The 18,421-nt window shown below is 68.6% G+C and carries 13 protein-coding genes; 3 read left to right on the top strand and 10 right to left on the bottom strand.

Features of this window, described 5'->3' with window-relative positions; genetic code table 11:
• Nucleotides 1-167: 167 nt before the first annotated feature.
• Genes ABZU76_RS12990 through ABZU76_RS13005 form a run of 4 tightly spaced genes read right to left on the bottom strand, consistent with a single transcriptional unit; the run spans nucleotide 168 to nucleotide 6,683 of the window.
• On the bottom strand, nucleotides 168-2,375 hold the full coding sequence (locus tag ABZU76_RS12990; RefSeq protein WP_354868292.1) for a xanthine dehydrogenase family protein molybdopterin-binding subunit: 2,208 nt from the start codon (nucleotides 2,373-2,375) through the stop codon (nucleotides 168-170).
• The gene (locus ABZU76_RS12995) at nucleotides 2,372-3,358 is read right to left on the bottom strand and encodes a xanthine dehydrogenase family protein subunit M (RefSeq protein ID WP_354868294.1); all 987 of its coding nucleotides are present in this window, start codon (nucleotides 3,356-3,358) and stop codon (nucleotides 2,372-2,374) included. Before ABZU76_RS12995 ends, ABZU76_RS12990 begins: the two co-directional genes overlap by 4 nt.
• Nucleotides 3,345-3,881 (bottom strand): (2Fe-2S)-binding protein, encoded by a 537-nt coding sequence (locus ABZU76_RS13000; protein ID WP_354868297.1) that lies wholly within the window; start codon nucleotides 3,879-3,881, stop codon nucleotides 3,345-3,347. Before ABZU76_RS13000 ends, ABZU76_RS12995 begins: the two co-directional genes overlap by 14 nt.
• A gap of 42 nt (nucleotides 3,882-3,923) precedes the next feature.
• Nucleotides 3,924-6,683 (bottom strand): AAA family ATPase, encoded by a 2,760-nt coding sequence (locus tag ABZU76_RS13005; protein ID WP_354868300.1) that lies wholly within the window; start codon nucleotides 6,681-6,683, stop codon nucleotides 3,924-3,926.
• A 217-nt stretch (nucleotides 6,684-6,900) separates the two neighbouring features.
• Here ABZU76_RS13005 and ABZU76_RS13010 point away from each other — a divergent pair, with 217 nt between their 5' ends.
• Nucleotides 6,901-7,368 (top strand): PPOX class F420-dependent oxidoreductase, encoded by a 468-nt coding sequence (locus tag ABZU76_RS13010; RefSeq protein ID WP_354868303.1) that lies wholly within the window; start codon nucleotides 6,901-6,903, stop codon nucleotides 7,366-7,368.
• A 60-nt stretch (nucleotides 7,369-7,428) separates the two neighbouring features.
• On the opposite strand, the gene ABZU76_RS13015 is transcribed toward ABZU76_RS13010, so the two are convergent.
• Nucleotides 7,429-7,821 (bottom strand): MerR family transcriptional regulator, encoded by a 393-nt coding sequence (locus ABZU76_RS13015; RefSeq protein WP_354868306.1) that lies wholly within the window; start codon nucleotides 7,819-7,821, stop codon nucleotides 7,429-7,431.
• A 148-nt stretch (nucleotides 7,822-7,969) separates the two neighbouring features.
• Between ABZU76_RS13015 and ABZU76_RS13020 the strand changes: the two genes are divergently transcribed.
• Nucleotides 7,970-8,869 (top strand): TIGR03619 family F420-dependent LLM class oxidoreductase, encoded by a 900-nt coding sequence (locus tag ABZU76_RS13020; protein WP_354868308.1) that lies wholly within the window; start codon nucleotides 7,970-7,972, stop codon nucleotides 8,867-8,869.
• A gap of 17 nt (nucleotides 8,870-8,886) precedes the next feature.
• On the opposite strand, the gene ABZU76_RS13025 is transcribed toward ABZU76_RS13020, so the two are convergent.
• Nucleotides 8,887-9,789 (bottom strand): LysR substrate-binding domain-containing protein, encoded by a 903-nt coding sequence (locus ABZU76_RS13025; RefSeq protein ID WP_354868311.1) that lies wholly within the window; start codon nucleotides 9,787-9,789, stop codon nucleotides 8,887-8,889.
• Between the two features lie 94 nt (nucleotides 9,790-9,883).
• Between ABZU76_RS13025 and ABZU76_RS13030 the strand changes: the two genes are divergently transcribed.
• Entirely contained in the window at nucleotides 9,884-10,729 is an 846-nt protein-coding gene (locus ABZU76_RS13030; protein WP_354868314.1) for an oxidoreductase, read from the top strand.
• Nucleotides 10,730-10,918: 189 nt separating this feature from the next.
• Here ABZU76_RS13030 and ABZU76_RS13035 read toward each other — a convergent pair whose 3' ends face one another.
• From ABZU76_RS13035 to ABZU76_RS13050, 4 genes are all read right to left on the bottom strand, one after another.
• The gene (locus tag ABZU76_RS13035; RefSeq protein ID WP_354868316.1) at nucleotides 10,919-14,311 is read right to left on the bottom strand and encodes a glycosyl hydrolase; all 3,393 of its coding nucleotides are present in this window, start codon (nucleotides 14,309-14,311) and stop codon (nucleotides 10,919-10,921) included.
• A 1,141-nt stretch (nucleotides 14,312-15,452) separates the two neighbouring features.
• Nucleotides 15,453-15,854 (bottom strand): VOC family protein, encoded by a 402-nt coding sequence (locus ABZU76_RS13040; RefSeq protein ID WP_354868318.1) that lies wholly within the window; start codon nucleotides 15,852-15,854, stop codon nucleotides 15,453-15,455.
• Nucleotides 15,855-15,976: 122 nt separating this feature from the next.
• On the bottom strand, nucleotides 15,977-16,414 hold the full coding sequence (locus tag ABZU76_RS13045) for an SRPBCC family protein (RefSeq protein WP_354868321.1): 438 nt from the start codon (nucleotides 16,412-16,414) through the stop codon (nucleotides 15,977-15,979).
• A gap of 267 nt (nucleotides 16,415-16,681) precedes the next feature.
• Nucleotides 16,682-18,412 carry an L-lactate permease gene (locus tag ABZU76_RS13050; RefSeq protein WP_354868323.1) on the bottom strand — a complete coding sequence of 577 codons (1,731 nt, stop codon included), beginning with the start codon at nucleotides 18,410-18,412 and terminating at the stop codon, nucleotides 16,682-16,684.
• Nucleotides 18,413-18,421: the final 9 nt, after the last annotated feature.

The following is an 18,421-nucleotide window of genomic DNA, read 5'->3' on the forward strand; positions in this document are numbered from 1 at the left end:
ACTTCAATCAGACCGACAGTGCACCGCTGTACACCGGCCGCCGAGCATCTGGTCGAGCAAGACAGTGAAGCTGGTCGCCGATGCCCACCACGGCCGGCCGGTCCCACGATCCACCCAGCCCTGAGCCGGGGTGGGCATCCCGGCGGGGGAGGCCCACCCCCGGTGTGTCACAGCAGCGCGTCCAGGGTGATCGGCAAGGACCGCACCCGTACCCCGGTCGCGTGGCGCACCGCGTTGGCGATCGCGGCTGCAACGCCCACCAGGCCGACCTCGCCGACCCCTTTGGTCCCGATCGGGTTCATGCGGTCGGGCTCGCCGACGAAGGTGACGTCGATGTCGGGGATGTCCGCGTGCACGGGGACGAGGTAGTCGCCGAAGGTCGCGTTCGTGATGCGGCCGGTGGTCGGGTCGGTGACCGTGTCCTCGAACAGCGCCATGCCGATGCCGCCGATCACGCCGCCGATGATCTGGCTGGTGGAGGTCTTCTCGTTGAGAATGCGGCCACCGTCGATCACCGACACCACGCGCGTCACGCGGACCAGGCCGAGGTCTTCGTCGACCCGGACCTCGGCGAAGTGCGCTCCGAACGCGCCCGCGGGTGCCATGCCGAGGTCATGGGGATCGGCCGGGGTGCTGCTCCCTTCGGCTGAGAGGTCCGGCAGTCCGTGGCGGGCCAGGATGGCGGTGTAGGTTTCGGCGCGCTCCGGCTCGTCGCGCCGCCGGAGCCGTCCGCCGGCGGCGACCACGTCCGCGGGGTCACTGCCGCGTAATGGCGATCGGGCGTCGTCGCGCACGAGGTCGAGCATCGCGCCGAGCAGCCGCGCACACGCGTCGTGGACGGCCGAGCCGAGTGCGCCGGTGAGGCCGGACCCGCCCGCCTGGGGTGCCTTCGGCAGGTCCGAGTCGCCAAGCTCGAAACGCACTCGCTCCGGTGGTAAGCCGAGCAGCTCCGCCGAGAGCTGCGTCATCACCGTGTAGGTACCGGTGCCGATGTCGATGGCCGCGCTGCTGACGGTGGCCTGCCCGTCGGCCGCCACCCTCGCCCGTGCCGAGCACGGCGCTTGGTACCACGGGTAGCTCACGCCGGCCATGCCCTGGCCGATCAGCCAGTGCCCGTCGCGCAGGGTGCGCGGCTCGGCCGGGCGCCGGGACCACCCGAACCGCTCGGCGCCCACGGTGCAGCACTCCCGCAACGCCTTGCCCGACCACGGCAAGCCCAGCGCGGGATGCGTGTCGGCGTAGTTGCGCAGCCGCAGGTCCACCGGGTCCATGCGGAGTGCCAGCGCCAGTTCGTCCATCGCGGATTCGAGCGCGAAGTTCCCCTGTGCCTCGGCCGGCGCCCGCATCGACACCGGGGCCGGGATGTTCACCCGCACCTGCTGGTCCCACGTGCGGACGTTCGGGCACGCGTAGGCCACGGCCGAGCCCGCCGCGAAGGGTTCGTAGTCGTCGTCCTCGACGGCCAGCAGCGAGCGGCTGCGGTGCTCCAGCGCCAGCAGCCGGCCGTCGGCGCTCGCGCCGAGCCGCACCCGCTGGACGCCTTGGGGCCGGTGGCCGACCGAGGTGAACATCTGCGGCCGGGTCAGCACCAGCTTCACCGGCCGGCCCAGTTCACGTGCCGCCATCGCGGCGAGGATCACGTGCGGCCACGCCCGCAGACCGGCACCGAATCCACCGCCGACGAACGGGCTGAGCACCCGCACCGACTCCTCGGGCAGGCCGAAGACCACCGCGAGCGTCTCCTGCACCATCGACGGCCACTGCGTCGAGTCGTGCACCGTGAGCCGATCGCCCTCCCACTCGGCGAGGGTGGCGAACAGGCCCAGCGGGTTGTTGGTGTTGTCCGACGTGGCGTACTCGGCCTCGACCGTCACGTGCGCCGCGGCCAGACCCGCCGCGAGGTCACCTCGCTCGCGGTCCAGGCCCCACGGGTTGTCGACGATGACCGCACGAGGATCGTCCGGGTCGAGGACCGGTTCGGCGGCCGCGTACTCGACGCGCACCAGCGCCGCGGCCGCTTCGGCCTGTTCGCGGGTCTTCGCGACGACGAGCGCGACGTGCTGCCCGTGGTGCAGCACGCGGTCGTCCTGCAGCGGAGCCGGCGGCGACGAGCCCAGGGGGGTCATCGGCCCCCGCACCAGCGAGGGTGCGTTCAGATGGCTGAACACCTTCACCACTCCGGGTGCCGATTCGGCGGCGGCCGTGTCGATCGCGGTGATCCGGCCCGCCGCGATGGTGCTCCGCACGAGGACGGCGTGCACTTGTCCGGGCGCGCTGAAGTCCGACGAGTAGGGCGCCTGACCGCTGACTTTGCGGGGTCCGTCGACCCGGTTGAGCCCGGCGCCGATGAACGGCAGCGCCTGGAAGGTGGTCATCGGGACATCTCCGATACCGTCTGGAGCTGCCGGACCAGAGCCCGCTTGGCCAGCTCGACCTTGAACGCGGTGCCCGGCACGGTCCATGCTCCGGTGACCGCAGCCGTCGCGGCCTCGCGGTAGCTCGCCTCGGTCGCCGGCGCGCCTCGCAGCACCTCCTCGGCCGCCAGGGCCCGCCAGGGCTTCGAACCGACGCCGCCGAGGCCGATCCTCGCCTTGCTCACGACTCCGTCCTCGATCTCGAGTGCTGCCGCCACCGAGACCAGGGCGAACTCGTACGACACCCGGTCCCGGACCTTCAGGTAGCCCGAGCGCGTGGTCTCGGGCAACAGCGGGATCTCGACCTCCGTGATCAGCTCACCGTGCGCCAGCACGGTTTCGGAGCCCGGCGTCGTGCCCGCCTCCAGGTAGAACTCCGTAAGCGGCACGGTCCGCGTTCCCCGGGCGCTCTCGAGGTGCACCACGGCGTCCAGCGCCACCAGGGCCACGGCGAGGTCGGACGCGTGCAGGGCGATGCACCGCTCGCTGACGCCGAGGATGGCGTGCATCCGGGCGGGTCCGGTGACGGCGGCGCAGCCGGACCCCGGCGCACGCTTGTTGCAGGCGGCGACCGCCGGGTCGCGGAAGTAGCGGCAGCGTGTGCGCTGCAGGAGGTTGCCGCCGATCGTGGCCATGTTCCGCAGCTGCACGGAGGCTCCGAGCAGGAGCGCCTCGCGCACCACGGGCAGCCGGTGCGTGACGAGCGGATCCGCGGCCAGCTCCTCCATTGTGGTCAGTGCGCCGACGTGCAGCGAGTGCCCGGTGCCGAGGACCCCGCGCAGCGGCAGCCGGGTGATGTCGACCAGTCGATCGGGTGCGAGGACTCCGTCTTTCATCAGGTCGACCTGGGTGGTGCCGCCGGCGAGGTAGGCGGCGCCGGCGCGCTCCGATGCCGCCAGCGCGTCGCCTACCTCGGACGTCCGGACGTACTCAAACGCGCGCATCGGTACCTCCGATGTCCGCCACTTCACGGATCGCGGCCACGATGTTGGGGTACGCGGCGCAGCGGCAGAGGTTCCCGCTCATGAACTCGCGGATGTTCTCGTCGGTCTTCGCGCGGCCTTCGGCCACCAGTGCCACGGCCGACATGATCTGCCCGGGTGTGCAGTAGCCGCACTGGAAAGCGTCGTGCCGGACGAACGCCTCCTGCATCGGGTGCGCGCGCCCGTCGCGGGAGAGCCCCTCGATGGTGGTCACGTCACGGCCTTCGCATTGGGCGACGAGCGTCAGGCACGAAAGTACCCGGTGCCCGTCGGCGAGCACCGTGCACGCGCCACACGCGCCCTGGTCACAGCCCTTCTTGGTGCCCGTGAGGTCCAGCCGGTCACGCAGGGCGTCGAGCAGCGTGACGCGCGAGTCGGCGACCACCACCCTCGGTTCTCCGTTCACGACGAGTGCCGTGGTGGTCTCGGTGGCGCCTGGGGCGAGAGTCCGCGACGCCGTGCTCAGCTTGGGCGTAGAGGTCATCCGTTCAGAGTGGGCCGCGGCGGCCGTCCCCGGACCCGGGAGTCACCCCGGTCGGTCTCGGCCGGGCCCGGGGTGGGCCGGCTTCGCCCACGTGCGCAGCTGTTTGCGCGACGTGACGCCGAGCTTGCCGAAGACCTTGCCCAGGTGCCATTCCACCGTGCGCGGACTGAGGAACAGCCGTGTCCCGATCTCGGCGTTCGACAGACCTTCCCCCACCAGCCAGGCGATCTGGGCTTCTTGCGCGGTGAGCTCGGAACTTCCTTCGACAGCGGGCCGGCGCGGCAGTTCCCCGCCCGGACGCAGCTCCCGCTCCGCCCGGCGCGCGAACGCGGCCATCCCCATCTCCGTGAACTGCTCGTGTGCGGTCCGCAGCTGCTCGCGCGCGGCCCGCCGCCGCCGGTTGCGGCGCAGCCACTCGCCGTAGAGCAGGTGGGCTCTGGCCAGTTCGCCACGCACGCGCGTCCGGCCGAGCCGTTCGACGGACTCCACGTAGTTGTCCTCGGCGACCGAGCCTTCGGTGACCAGTGCCCGGCAGCGGGCCTCGATGCCGAGTGCCCATTCGGTGCCACTGACCCTGGTGTGCGCGGAAAGCCGTCGGAACGCCTGGGCGGCTTCACCCGGCTGCCCGTTCCGGGCCGTCGCTTCGACGCGTTCGGCCAACATCCACAGGCCCGCTCCGACCAGCAGCTGTTCCTGCCCCGCGAGGTCGGTCGCGGCCACCGCGTCGGCGTAGCGGCCCACGCTGTTGCCCAGCAGCGCCTCCGCCCACGCGTAGATCTGCGCCCCGGCGCCCTCACCGCGAGCCAGCACCTCGCCCCGGGTGGCGGCGACCATCGCCGAAGTCTCCTCCTCGCGGCCCTGCCAAGCGGCGAGCATGACCGCTCCGTAAGGCGCGAGGCCGACTCCGATCGTCTCGGCCAGCACGTCGATCTCACCGACCAGCGCGGCCGCGTCGGCCAGCTCGCCGAGGACCACGTGCACCGCCACCCGCGAGGTCACGGCCAGCGGCAACGTGGTGAGCGCCCCGGCCGCGCGGGCCCGCTCAACGTGGTGCGCCGCGAGCCGCTCCCAGCTCCGGTAGTCCCACAGGTCGGGTGCGGTGGTGCTGGCCAGCCAGAGCCAGCTCAGCTCGTCCACGCCGGCGTCGGCCTCGTCGCAGAACGCCCGCAGGGCCCGTTTCAACAGTTCGCTGCCGGCCGCGAGCTCACCGGTGTCGCGAGCGGCCAGGCCGTCGAGGAGCAGGTCCGCCGGGGTGGGCGGGCCCGGCGGGGCGGGCGCGCGCCGGGCCGCTTCCGCCACCTCCACGACGTTGCCGCCGATCGCGAGGTGGAGCGCGAACCGCGCTGCCGACAGGGCCTGCAAATAGGTGTCCCTGGCCAGGCGCGTGTCGAACGACTCCAGCTGCTGAGCGGTCTTGAGCAGCAGCATGGGAGCCTCCGCACCCCGGCTGACCGCGAACGCCACCTCGGCTCTGAGCAGGTTGACCTTCGCGTGGCGCAGGTCGTCGAAGCGGCCCGCCTGTGCCACCGACAGCAGGCCGAGCGCCATCTCGGGCGCGCCCGCGTCGAACGCCGCCCGCGCGGCGGTGAGCGCCCGCTCCGCCCGGCTCTCCGGGTCGCGGGTCAGCTCGACCGCGCGAGCCAGGAACGCCGCCGCGGCGGGAAGGCCGCCTCGGGCCTGCGCGCGTGTCGCCGACCGGGCCAGCTCGGCCGCGACCTCCTCGTCCGGCCCGGCGACGGCCCGGGCCCGGTGCCACGCCCTGCGGTCCGGATCGGACTCGGGGTTCGTGCACTCCGCGAGCGCCCGGTGGGCACGCTGCCGCCGCTGCTCCGTGGCACCGCCGTATACCGCCGAGCGCACGAGCGGGTGCCGGAACCCCACCCGCGCGCCGAATTCGACGAGGCCCGCCGACACCGCGGGGGTTGCCGCGTCGACCCCCACACCCAGCCGTTCGGCGGCACTCCACACCAGCACCGCGTCGCCGAGCGGGTCGGCCGCCGCGATCAGCAGAAGCCATCGGGACGCTTCCGGCAATCGCGTGACCCGCTCCTGGAAACTCGCCTCGATCCGGCCCGGCGAATCCCGGGCGGCCGGCAGGCCGAATCCGCCGGCGAGTTCCGAGGGCGGCATGCTCCGCGGCAACTCCAGCAACGCCAGCGGATTTCCGCCAGCGTCCGCGACGATCTGTTCCACCACACGCTCGTCCACCGGCCCCGGCAGCGCCGTCCGCAACAGGGCCCGGGCGTCCCCGGCGGGCAGACCCAGGACCGGCAGCTCGGTGACGCCGATCAACACGGCAGCCGGCACCTGTTCTCGCGTCGCGAAGACCAAGCCCACGGATTCGGCGAACAGCCTGCGCGCCGCGATCGCCAGCGCATGAGTTGAAGCGTGATCGAGCCACTGCAGGTCGTCGATCAGGCACACCAGCGGACGCTCGGCGCCGGCGTCGGCCAGCAGGCCCAGCACGGCCAGCCCGACGAGGAGCCGGTCCGGCGCCGGACCCGCGGTCAGGCCGAAGGCAGTGCTCAGCGCCTGACGCTGCGGTGCCGGCAGCGTGTCCAGCTTGTCCAGCAGGGGCACGCACAGCTGGTGCAGCCCGGCGAACGGCAGTTCCATCTCGGCCTCGACGCCGGCCGTGCGCAACACCCGGCACTCCGCGGCGTGAGTGGCGACGTACCGCAGCAGCGCGGTCTTGCCGGCACCGGGTTCGCCGACCAGCAGCAGTGCACGGCCCTGCCCCGCCCGGACGGCTCCCACGAGCCTGTCGAGCGTTGCGCACTCTCGGTGCCGGCCCAGCAGCACCTGATCGCCTCCGTCCGCCAGATCCGCGGCTGACCCACGTCGACGGGGCGCTGCCGCGGAGGACCAGTTTATGGCGCGATGGGTCGCCTGGGACGTTCCCGCGTTGTCACAGTCTATTGTGGACTCCGCCGTTCCGCCCGACGTCAGCCGTGAGCGGCCCACTCGCGCCGAATGCTCCACATCACGCGTTTTCGCAGGTCGGGGCCGTTGAAAGACGATGGCAGCATTGCGTCTGCCGCAGCGCGGACGGATGCTGGCCGGCATGACCGAAATGAAAGAGAACGAGTGGAAAGCCTTCATCGCGGAAGGCACCCGCACGGGCAAGGTGGCCACCGTACGGGTGGATGGTGCCCCGCACGTCGCACCCGTGTGGTTCCTCCTTGACGGCGATGATCTCGTGTTCACCACGGAGAACGTGACGGTGAAAGCCCACGATCTCCTCCGCGACGGACGGGCCGCCGTCTGCGTCGACGACCAGGTGGCTCCCTACTCCCACGCTGTCCTGTGGGGACACACGGACATCTCCGAGGACCCCGGAGAGTTGCGCACCTGGGCGACCAGCATCGCGGCGCGATACATGGGCGAGCACCGTGCGCGCGAGTTCGGCGAACGCAACAGTGTTCCCGGCATGCTGCTTGTGCGGATGCGCATCGAGCACGTGAGCGCCTATGCGGCCATCGCCTGACACGAGCCGTCCTTCGACCGAGAGACTTTTCAAGGTCGCGTCTTCTGTTCGCGACGCTCGTCAGTTCAGAACGTGGTCCTGTTCCCGGCGTTCGCTGACGGTGAGAACGGTGCCGAGGTAGTCGGCGATGGCGTCTCGGTTGCGGGTCAGGAATTCGATGCGTTCGGACAGCCGGGCTTGCTCGTGTTGAAGTGTGACAACCATCTCGGGCGTCACGAACGGCGCGTAGATGGTGTGCGGCTTGTCCAGGCACGGCAGGAGCTGCTCGATGATGCGGGTCGGGAGACCGGCGTCGAGCAGTCCCTTGATCTGCTGCACGACGTCCACGTGCGGCTCGCCGTACTCGCGATAACCGTTGAGGGAGCGGCTCGGCGCGAGCAGTCCCTGCTCCTCGTAGTAGCGCAGTAGCCGACGGGATACGCCGGTGCGCTCCGCGAGTTCTCCGATTCTCATGTGCTCCAGCCTACCTTGACCTTCACATCGATGTGAGTGTTGAGACTTGCGGTAGGGATCGCCACACCAACCACCGCTACCTCGGAGGTTTCGAATGAAACTCGGACTTCGCCTGCCCCAGCGACTGGGAGTTGATCTGCAACACGACGTGGTCGAAGCGGCCAGAACGGCGGAAGCGGCCGGATACGCGAGCTTGTGGACCTATGAACAGTTGCTGTTCCCGGAGACGCCCATCGAACCGTATGCGCCGCCGGACGTGCCGTGGCCGGAAAGCGGGCGGCAGACCGCCGACCCCCTGGCGGTTCTCACGGCCGCGGCGGTGGTGACCGAGCGGGTGCGCCTCGGTACGGCCGTTCTGATCGCGGCCCTCCACACCCCCGTCCCGCTGGCGAAGGCGTTGGCCACGGTCGATCAGATCAGCGGCGGCCGCGTCATCGCGGGCATGGGCGCCGGCTGGTCGAGCGACGTGCTCCGGGCCACGGGCGCCACCCGAGCGGATCGCGGCCGGTTCCTCGACGAGACGCTGGACGTCTTCGATGCCGTGTGGGGCCCGGACCCGGTGACCATCCGGAGTCCGCGCGTCGTCATCGACAACGCCTCGGTCCTGCCCAAGCCCGCTTCGAAAATCCCCGTGATGCTCGCCGGCGGTGCCAGCAATCTGGGTCGCAGGTCCAGTTCCACGGCCTTGGAGCGCATCGCGAAACGTGCGGACGGCTGGCTGCCGCTGCTCACCACCCCCGGGCCGGCCGGAGCCGCGGGATTGCGCGAGAACTGGGACCGTATCCGGGAAATGGCTGCCGGGTACGGCCGGGACGCGAGCCGGATGGAGCTGGTCGTGGTGGGAAACGTCACCTTCACCGACCGTCCGGCCGGATCCGACCGATCGGCGTTCGTCGGCACGCTCGATCAGATCCTGGAAGACATCCACACGGCCGAAGAGGCCGGCGCGGACGAGCTCATCGTGGACCTGAACCTGCAGGACTGGTTCACCAGCACTGGGCAGATGCTCGAGAAGGCGGTGGAGATCCGCGAACGGGCCGCCGCCTGACCGATGGTGCCCGCGGGTCAGCCGGCTTCGGCGAAGTCGGTCGAGGCGGCGACGTCGGTGACGACGTCGAGCAGTGCGTGGAGTGCGGCGGAGTCGTTGCCCGCCAGCCAGACCATCTCGGTGGAGACGAACTCTCCGGCGATCGGCACGAAGACCACACCGGAGCGACGCAGGCTGCTCGCCGACCGGGCGAGCCGCGTGATCCCGGCTCCGGCCGCGACGAACCCGAGCAGCGCCTGCACGCTGGCGTCCCGGTGGACCACGTCGGGGGTGAATCCGGCTGCCTGGAAGGCGTTGTCGAACGCCTGGTGCCACGGCTCCCACGAGCTGCGCGGGGTCAGGACCCAGCGTTCGCCGGCCAGCTCGGAGAGCGTCAGCTCGGCGTGGTCGGCGAGCGGGTGATCTTCGGGCAGAACGGCGCACACCGGTTCGACCACGAGCGTCCGGGATTCCAGACCGGCCACGAGCGGCGGTCGCGTGAACGCGACGTCGTAGCGTCCTTTTTGCAGCCCGTCGACCAGCGGGGCGATCGTCGTCTCCTCTGTCGTGAGCCGGAGCCCGGGCAGCCGTTGCCGGACCGCGCGCACCACCGGCGGCAGCAGGTAGTTCGTCGTGGTCGCGAGGAACGCGAGGCGCAGGCTGCCGACTTCGCCGCGCGTGGCCCGGGCCACCAGATCGAACGCTTCGTCCGCCCGGGCGAGCACCGCACGGGCCTCGGGGAGGAACAGCGCGCCGATCGCGGTCAGGCTGGTGCCGCGGGTGTCGCGGTCGAAGAGCTTGGCGCCCAGCATGCGTTCCAGCAAGGTGATCTGCTGCGACAGCGACTGCTGGCTGATCAGGAGCTGCTCGGCCGCGCGCGTGTAGCTGGACTCCTCGGCGACCGCGACGAAGTACCTCAGCTGCCGAAGATCAGGGCTCACAGGAAAAGCCTACAACCACGACAGGTAACCGGTGTTGGACGGCACCGAGCTCGCGAGACGACCATTGACCTCGGTAAACACGAACGTGAGAGGCATGGGAATGACGAACGAAACACCGGGCCGCGTCTGGCTGATCTCCGGCTGCTCCAGCGGCTTCGGCCGCGAGCTCGTGCGGGCCGCGCTGGCCGCCGGCGACCGCGTGATGGCGACAGCGCGCCGCCCCGAGACCCTCGCGGACCTCGCGGAGGCCGGAGGCGACCGGGTCAGCACCGCGGCGATGGATGTCACGGACCCGGCGTCCGTCCGCGCCGCGGTCGACGCGACGCTGGCCGTGTTCGGCCGCATCGACGTGCTGGTGAACAACGCCGGGGTCAGCGTGATCGGTGCCGTCGAGGAAACCCCGGTCGAGTACTTGCGCAGCATGTTCGACGTCAACTACTTCGGTGCTGTGCAGCTGACCCAGGCCGTCCTCCCCGTGATGCGCGAGCAGGGGAACGGCACGATCGTGGTCATGAGCTCCATCGGCGGCCTGATTACCTTCCCTGGACTGAGCGGCTACAACGCCACCAAGCACGCGCTCAAGTCTCTGGGCGAGGCGCTGTCGCTCGAACTGACCCCTCTCGGCATCCGGGTCATGGTGGTGGAACCGGGGATGTTCCGCACCCAGTTCAGCACCAGTCTGCAGTGGACCCCCGAGAACCCCGCCTACCACGCGACCTCGGGCGAACTGCGGCAGATGGTCAAGAACGTCGTGGGCCAGGAACCGAACGATCCGGTCAAGGGCGCCGCGGCGATCGTGAAGGTCCTCGAGTCCGAGAACCCGCCGCTGCATTTCCTTCTCGGTGAAGACGCGATCGACGGCCTGCACCAGCACAACGAGGCACTGCTGGCCGACGTCGCCACGTGGGAGTCGCTCAGCCGGACGACCACGATCTCCTGACCCGTGGACATTGTGGACGGATTGCACCTGATGCGGTGAACCCGGTGCGGCCCCCGGCGTGAATCGGCGCGAGGTCGCGGACGGATCGGCAGACTTGTCGAGTGCGACGTCGACGGTACGGGGATGGTCCCGCCGTTGGTGAACGGCGGGACCGTCCCTTTGGTTGTGGTGATCAGCGCGGTGGGAAGGTCACTGCCCGGCCTGGTGGGGGTGACCCGGGTGTTCGACGACTGCGATGGTGAAGGTCTCGAGTGAGACGTTGCCTTGCAGGCCGTAGGACGCCACGGCACCGGCGACGGTGCTGGCTGCGGGCAGATCGGGGTAGCCCAGGGCCCTCATCTGGTTGCGCAGCGAACTCGACACCTCGATCCGGACCGTGTTGGTGCCGGCCTTCAAGGCGGAGCTGACGTCGAGGCGTCCGGCGACGAAGTCATAGCCGGTGATCTTCTGCCCGTTGACCCAGACTTGGGCCAGGGCGCCACCCGTGGAGCCGATGTTGAGGTAGGCCCCGTTGGAGTCATTCCACGAATTGGGCAGGCGGAAGGTGGTGCTGTAGGTGCCGACACCGGATACCGACGCCGGATTCTGCGCGGTGAACGTCATGTCTTTCCAGGGGATGAGCTGGGTCGTGCCTACGTTGATGTCGGACTTCTTCGTGGTGAAGTACACCTCTTTGGTGGTGTAGCCCTGGCGTGCCTCGGTCAAGGTCTTCTTCTCGCCGGGTGTCCAGCTGTTGAGGACCAGGTTCCACTGCGCGTTGGTCAGGTTGATGTTGGCCGGTACGGAGATCTTCTTGGTCACGGTGGTGCCGTCGGCCAGCTTGGCGGTGTAGGTGCCCGAGTCGGTGGCGAGGATGGCCGTGCCGTCGGCGGTCACGATGCCCTGTGGTGCGTTGGTGCTGCGCAGGGGTGCGGCGGTCTTGGTTTTCAGGTCGATGGCGATCACCGTGGTCTGTCCGGGCGCGAGAGTCACGTCGAACGAGGTGCGTCCGCCGGAGGAGTTGTACAGGGCGAGTGCCTCGATGTCGCTTGACCAGGTGTTGATGCGGTAGGGCTTGCCGATCGCGTCGACGCTGATGGTCGTCGTAACGGTCTCCGAATCGATCGGATTGTTGAAGTAGTCGCCGCGCTTCTCCATGAAGTTGTAGGCCCACAGGTACAGCGTGTCCTTGGTCCTGCGCATGGCCGTGAGCACGGTCTGGTTCGGCTTGGTGTGTTCGGCGCGTGGCCGCACCCCGAGTCGCTTCAGGGCGCCGTAGACCCCGGTTTTGCCGTAGTAGTACTTCTCTTCGTAGTCCTCGGCGTTCGGGTCGGGGGTGGTCGCGCTCTGGGGGACGTTCGCGTCGACCTCCCTGACGTTCGCGAGCTTCTTCAGCCGGGCCATCACCTTCGCCAGGTCGGCGTCGGTACCGTCGTTGCCGAGGGTGTGGACCGCCGCCTTGGCGTTCAAGTAGTTCCTGGTCGCGCTCAACGTCTCGACCAGACCGTTGACGATGACAACGGGCAGACCTTGCCGGGCCAGATCGTAGATCGCCTGGGCGCTTTTCAGCCGGATCGAGTCCTGGTAGATGACGACGGCCTGGTATCCCACGTTTTCGGGAATCAGACCGTCGTTCTTGCTGTACTTGACGCTCTTGTTCTCCAGGATCTCGGGTGCGAAGTATTCGTAGGTGTACCCGTTGTCCTGCAGTTCGAGGTCCTTGAAGTAGTTGGCCCTCCGGTGCCGCATGAAGTCGGGGTGGGGGTGGTCGCTGTTGAAGGCGTAGTCGGTGCGCACCATCGCCAGGTCCATTTGCGGCTTGCCCTGTTGCAGCACGGCTTGGGTGCGGGCGATCATCGGCATGTAGTCGGTGTACTGCGTGGACTCCGGCTGACGCGGCCCCCACCGCTCCGAGTACCGCGCGTACATGCCTTCGTGACCCGGCCAGTAGGTGCCGTCCCAGGGGTTCGACGGGTCGTGGGAGTCGGCGCCGGAAATGCTCGCGTAGCCGTGGAATACGGTGTGGCTGACGCCGGAGGCGAACTGAGTGTTGATGATCTGCATGAACCGGTCCTGGCCCCAGGTGTAGTTTTCGCCACTGATCGCCCCGGTCTCACTGGAGTACCGCAACCCGTGAGTGTGTGCCGCACCCGCCAACGTCCGCTGCGAATCCACCTGGTTCCCGAAATCGAGATTTTCGGTCTCTACATAGTCCACCCCCTGGGCTGGGGTGGTGATCTCATAACCCACGTTGTACGAAATCTCGGCCCGCAGCTTCATGTTCATGTCGTCGTTCAGGTAAGCCCGAAGCGGCTTGAGAACATTGTCGGTGTACATGTCGGTGATCGTCTCGAAGAAGTCGTTGCGAACCTTGTTCACCGCGACCTGGTCGGCTCCGACGACCAGGAATGAGGTCAAGCCCGCCCTGCCATCCTTCCTGATGACGTACGGCAGGTATGGTTCGAGGCTGTAGCCGCGGCGTTTCTGGAATTCGCTCATGAGGGTGGAGCCCCAGAATTCGCCGCCGTTGGAGTTGCTGGTGGAGATTTCCAGCGAGTCCATGTACATTTCGCCGCGGCCGTTGTCGATGATGGCGGTTTTCAGCTCACGGTCGTTGAAGACGTGGTTGCGGTAGTAGTTGATGAAGTCCTGCATGCCGGCGGGGTCGATGTAGTTGATGGTGACGTTCGTCGTGGACGAAGGTGTCGGCGCCTGGCCGGTCGCTTGCATCCAGAACGCGTAGATGTCCCACGTTCCCGTGCCCGCCGCCGGCGTCCAGTTCAGGGAGTAAGTCGCTTTGCCGGTGGGGTCCTTCCTCGTGCTCGACGTCACCGGGGCGCCGTTGAGGGTGACCTTGCCGGTGAGCACGACCGACGTGTCGGTGTAGCTCATGGTGCCGGAGATGCTGCCGTCGGCGGTGACCGAGCCGGTGTTGCCGGCTGCCCGCTGGATCGCGACTACGGAGATCAGGTCCTGCCGCACGGTTCCGGCCACCGTCATCACCGAGCGCTTCAGCGTGCCGCTGAATGCGGTGCCGTCGGTGGTGGTCTGGATGGCGTAGCCCAGCGCTTTGCCGGCGCCGTCGTCGTCGAACTTCAGGTTTTCGATCGGCAGGTTCGCGTTGGCCCAGTGGGTGCCGCTGGTCATGGAGAAGCCCATGCCGTACTTGTTGGCCTCCTGGATGATGAGCTTCGTGTCGTTCTTCCACTCATCGGATCCCCAGCTGTAGATCTGCTGCGGGGTCTTTCCCGTGGTGTTGCTGACGAAGACCGTGTCGCTCAGGTCACTGTCCACATTGGGCTCGGGCATGCAGACGATCTCCACCGAGCCGATGCCCATGTCGTGGAGGGTCTTCATGTCGGCCTTGATGGTCGCGTCGGTGTGCAGCCCTTCGGCCAGCCACCACCGCGTGCCCGGCCGGTACTTGCCCTCCGGGTCGTCCAGGAGTGCGTGCTGGGCCTTGATGAACTTGTCGGTGACACTCGTCGAGGAAGCCGCGGCGGAGCCGGCACCGACCACACCGGATAGCGCCAGCGCCATGCCGACACCACCGCTGATCTTGAGGAAATCTCTCCGGTCGAAGCCGGGCTTGCTGTCTTCCATCAGTCCTCCTGGGACAGGCGGGGAACGGATCTTGCTTCAGTGAATGGATCTCCGAGCGTTGCGATGCGGTACGGCTGGAAGCAGTTGCCGGCGATGGGGTGGACCTGGTGGCGTTTGACCAGGGCATGGGCACGCCACCATCGACGGCCTGGTCACCCGCGCGCGTAGTCGCGCAGGCGGGCGGAGGGCTTTTCCCTATGGTGATGGCCTCGAGAGCCGGCGTGAGCGGATCCGGCGCCGACAGCGCGTCGCCGGCCGCGCTGCGCAGTGCCCGCGAACCGGGTCGCGGACATCGATCGTCCATCGATGACATGCGGGTGGGGGTGGCCCGGCGGGCTCGATGCCGTCACACAACGGCGCCCGCGACCAGGCGTCCGCGACGGTGGTCCGGTGCACCTTCCGGCCGGTGCGGTACACCCGCGATGGTGCTGTACGCACTCGCTGGCCTCTCCGTTGAGGGTTCGAACCATTTAAACGTTTCAATTCGAGCCACTCCAGTTTCCAGCTTCCCCGTGATCGTTGTCAAGCGTCAAACATCGCCTTCGCATGGCGGAATCGGTTCAGGATGCGGCGGGGAAGTGCGGGATTCGCTGCCGCGAGCCCGCGATACCCGCAGGTATCCAGGAAGTGGAGTTCGCGTCACGCGCAACGGAATCGCTGGCCACCGTGAAGTCGGAATTGTCCGGCGTTGACAATCCCGGGGAACCCTGGTTAAGTCGCCCTGTTGAAAGGTTTCATTCAAGCGAGCGACGAGCTGATGGACAGCCGTCGGCACCCCTTCGTCTTGTCGACGCCGGAGGCACATCCCTGACAGCGGTCGAACTTCCGGATTCGGTTCTGGCGGCCGGCGTGCGACCCGCTCGAGCTTGACGAGTCCGGGGCGGGGGAGTGGCGGGCGCCGCTGGGGCCATCGCCGGATCATCGCGATCTGACGGCTGAAGCCCCGCCCCTCCGGGGAGGGACAGGGCTTCCGACCTGCGGTTTTAGCTGGTGCACGATACTGCGATCGAACCAGTGACCTCTTCCGTTGACTCCGCGCCAAACGGCAAGTACCCAGGTCGATCCAGCGCTCGTCGCAACCAACAACTCCGCGTTTCCGACTACGGGAAGACAGGACGAACGAGCCGGCAGGGATCGGTGGTCATGTCCCCGGTGCAATGAAGAACTCGAGAGCGATGTTGTCGGGGTCGCGGAAGGAGACGCCCGAGCCGTAATGCGCCTTCTTGATGCCGCCGTGGGTGATGGCGAGCTCGTCGAGGCGATCGCGCCACTGCTCGAGCTCCGCGAGGCCAGAGAGCGCGAAGCCCACGTGGTCGAGGCCGGTGCGCGTCTCGACGAAGCGGTCCTTCGACTCGCGGCCAGGGTGGGTGTGCAGACCGAAGAGCATTCCTCCGTCGAGGGCGAAGACCGTGTGGTGGAACTCGCCGCCTTCTTCGTCCTCGTCGAGTACGGGTTCGGCATCGAACAGACGGCTGTACCACTCGGTGCTGCGCTTGAGGTCCGAAACCGTGATCGCGACGTGCTGCAGGCCGGGGAAGGCCATGTGAGCGACTCCGTTCCTTGCTCGGTATCGAATAGGGGCTCCGGGCCGGCGATCGTGTCCGGCTTCGACCTGAGGTGAGAAAGCGGGGCGAACTCGTCTACTCCCTGGACCTGCCTGTCCGGTCAGGCGAGCAGCTTCCGTAGCCCGGCGATGCCGCTGCCGTACACGTCCTGGGCGAAGGTGCGGTTGAGCTCTTTCTCTTGACCCGCGTCGGCGTCGTACTCCGCCCACCACTCGACGAAGGACTCGCCGGTGTCGGTGACCGGGCTGACCCGGACCGTCGAAACGTAGCGGCGCACGCCGAAGGGATTCGCCCCGGTGAACGCATAGGTGAGCGTGCGACCGGGGTCGTCGAGGACGAGCAGCCGTTCGTCGAAGGGGTCACCGCCTGCATCGAGGGTCAGCCTCCGGACGGCTCCGACCTGCCCGTCGACGCCGTCGGCGATCTCACTGTGGCCGACTGCCGGTAGGAAGGCGGACACGTCGCCGAATGCGCGGACCTGGGCCCAGACCTTTTCGACAGACGCGGCGACGACTCCGCTGGCGTACGGGCGCGGCATGGAAACCCCCAATTGTCGGTCGAACACTCTCGTGCCGGCGCATCGTGGCAGCCGCTCGAAGGCCCGGAACGCACACGCCCGGGCAGCAGCGACATCGGCACGAACTCGGAACTAGTAACCTGGCTCTCACGCTAACCGCGACGGATTCTCAACAGAAGATCTTTGTGACGACCGGCTGCACCTGCCCACCGAGCGGGAGGAGCGCCTGGTCGAACGGTTCACGCGATTGTCGTCCGTGCCGATCAGCCACACCCGTCGTCATCAGGTTCAGGGCACCATCCACGAGAGCACAGCGGTGGACTGCAGGTAGACGAGCACGCACATCACCGCGAGGAAGAGCACGCTCCAGAGGAACACCCTGCGGAAGAGATCGCCCTCCCGCCCGGACATACCCACCGCCGCCGCGGCGATGGCGAGGTTCTGCGGGCTGATCATCTTGCCGAGCACCCCGCCGGACGAGTTCGCGGCGGCGAGCAGGGTGGCGCTCAGCTCGGCCTTCTGTGCGGCGACCACCTGCAGCGCGCCGAACAACGAGTTCGACGACGTGTCCGAGCCGGTCACGGCGACGCCCAGCCAGCCCAGGATCGGCGAAATGAGCGCGAAGATCCCGCCGGCACCGGCCATCCAGGTGCCGAGTGTCGTGGTCTGCCCGCTCGCGTTCATGACATAGGCGAGCGCGAGCACGGCCATCACGGTCACGATCGCGGGAGCGAGCTGGCGATACGTGGCGAAGTAGATGCGCAGCGCGGTCGCGGGCCGGATCCGGATCACGGGAATGGTGAGCAGCCCGGCGATGATGAGCAGTGTGCCGGCCGCGGCGAGCCAGTCGAACTTGAACATCGGCAGCGTTGACACCTTCCCGCTCGCGGACGTGATGTGCAGGCCCGGCCAGGCGAAGGTGCGCGTGACGCTGGTCAGCGCGTGCTGGATCGCCGGGATCTGCGCGAGCCCGAACACCACGATGATGATCAGGTAGGGCGAGTAGGCGCGGAACACCTCGGCGCCGCTGTCGCGGCGGCCGGCTTCGGTGTCACCGTCGCCGCCTCCACTCGGTGGACCGTCGCGGCCCGCCCGGGGCGCCTGCCGGTCGATCGTGGCGGTCGAGGTCGCCGCCGCCTCCGCGCGCCCGTCCGCGCCCGCGCCGGTGCGGGTGACCTCAGGTCCGCCGGTCTCGGTGAACCCCTCGACCGGCCGCCAGAACCGCAGGAACAGTACGACCGCGCCGGCGCTCAGCAGCGACGCGACGATGTCGGTGAGCGGTGCGCTCACGTAGTTCGAGATCGCGAACTGCGCGACGGCGAAGACCACGCCGCAGACGAGCGCCACGGGCCAGGTCTGGCGGACCCCGCGGGTGCCGTCGATGATGAACACGAGCGCGAGCGGGACGACGAACCCCAGCAGCGGGGTCTGGCGTCCGACCATTGCGGACAGGTCGTGCAGCGGCAGGCCGGTGACCGTGGCCAGCGTGGTGATCGGCACCGCGAGCGCGCCGAAGGCGACGGGTGCGGTGTTGGCGACGAGTGCGACGACCGCGGCCTTCAACGGCCGGAAGCCCAACGCGATCAGCATGACGCTGGTGATGGCGACCGGGGTGCCGAACCCGGCCAACGCTTCGAGCAGCGCACCGAACGAGAACGCGACGATCACGCCCTGGATCCGCTGGTCGTCGCTGACCCGCGAGAACGAGCGGCGCAGCACGTCGAAGTGTCCGGTATGGACCGTCATGTTGTAGATCCAGATCGCGTTGATGACGATCCACAGGATGGGGAAGAACCCGAACGCGGCACCTTCGGCCGCCGCGAGGAACGCCGGGCCGGCCGGCATCGGGTAGACGAAGATCGCCACCGCGAGCGCGACCGCGAGTGAGATCAGTGCCGCGAGCCACGCCGTCATCCGGAGGATGCCGAGCAGGACGAACAGCACGATCAGCGGGACAGCCGCCACGAGCGACGACCAAGCGAGCGAACCCGCGACGGGATCGAGAATCTGCTGGTACATGTGTCACCT

This window comes from Amycolatopsis sp. NPDC005232 (assembly GCF_040607795.1).
In the GTDB taxonomy this organism is placed as follows: domain Bacteria; phylum Actinomycetota; class Actinomycetes; order Mycobacteriales; family Pseudonocardiaceae; genus Amycolatopsis.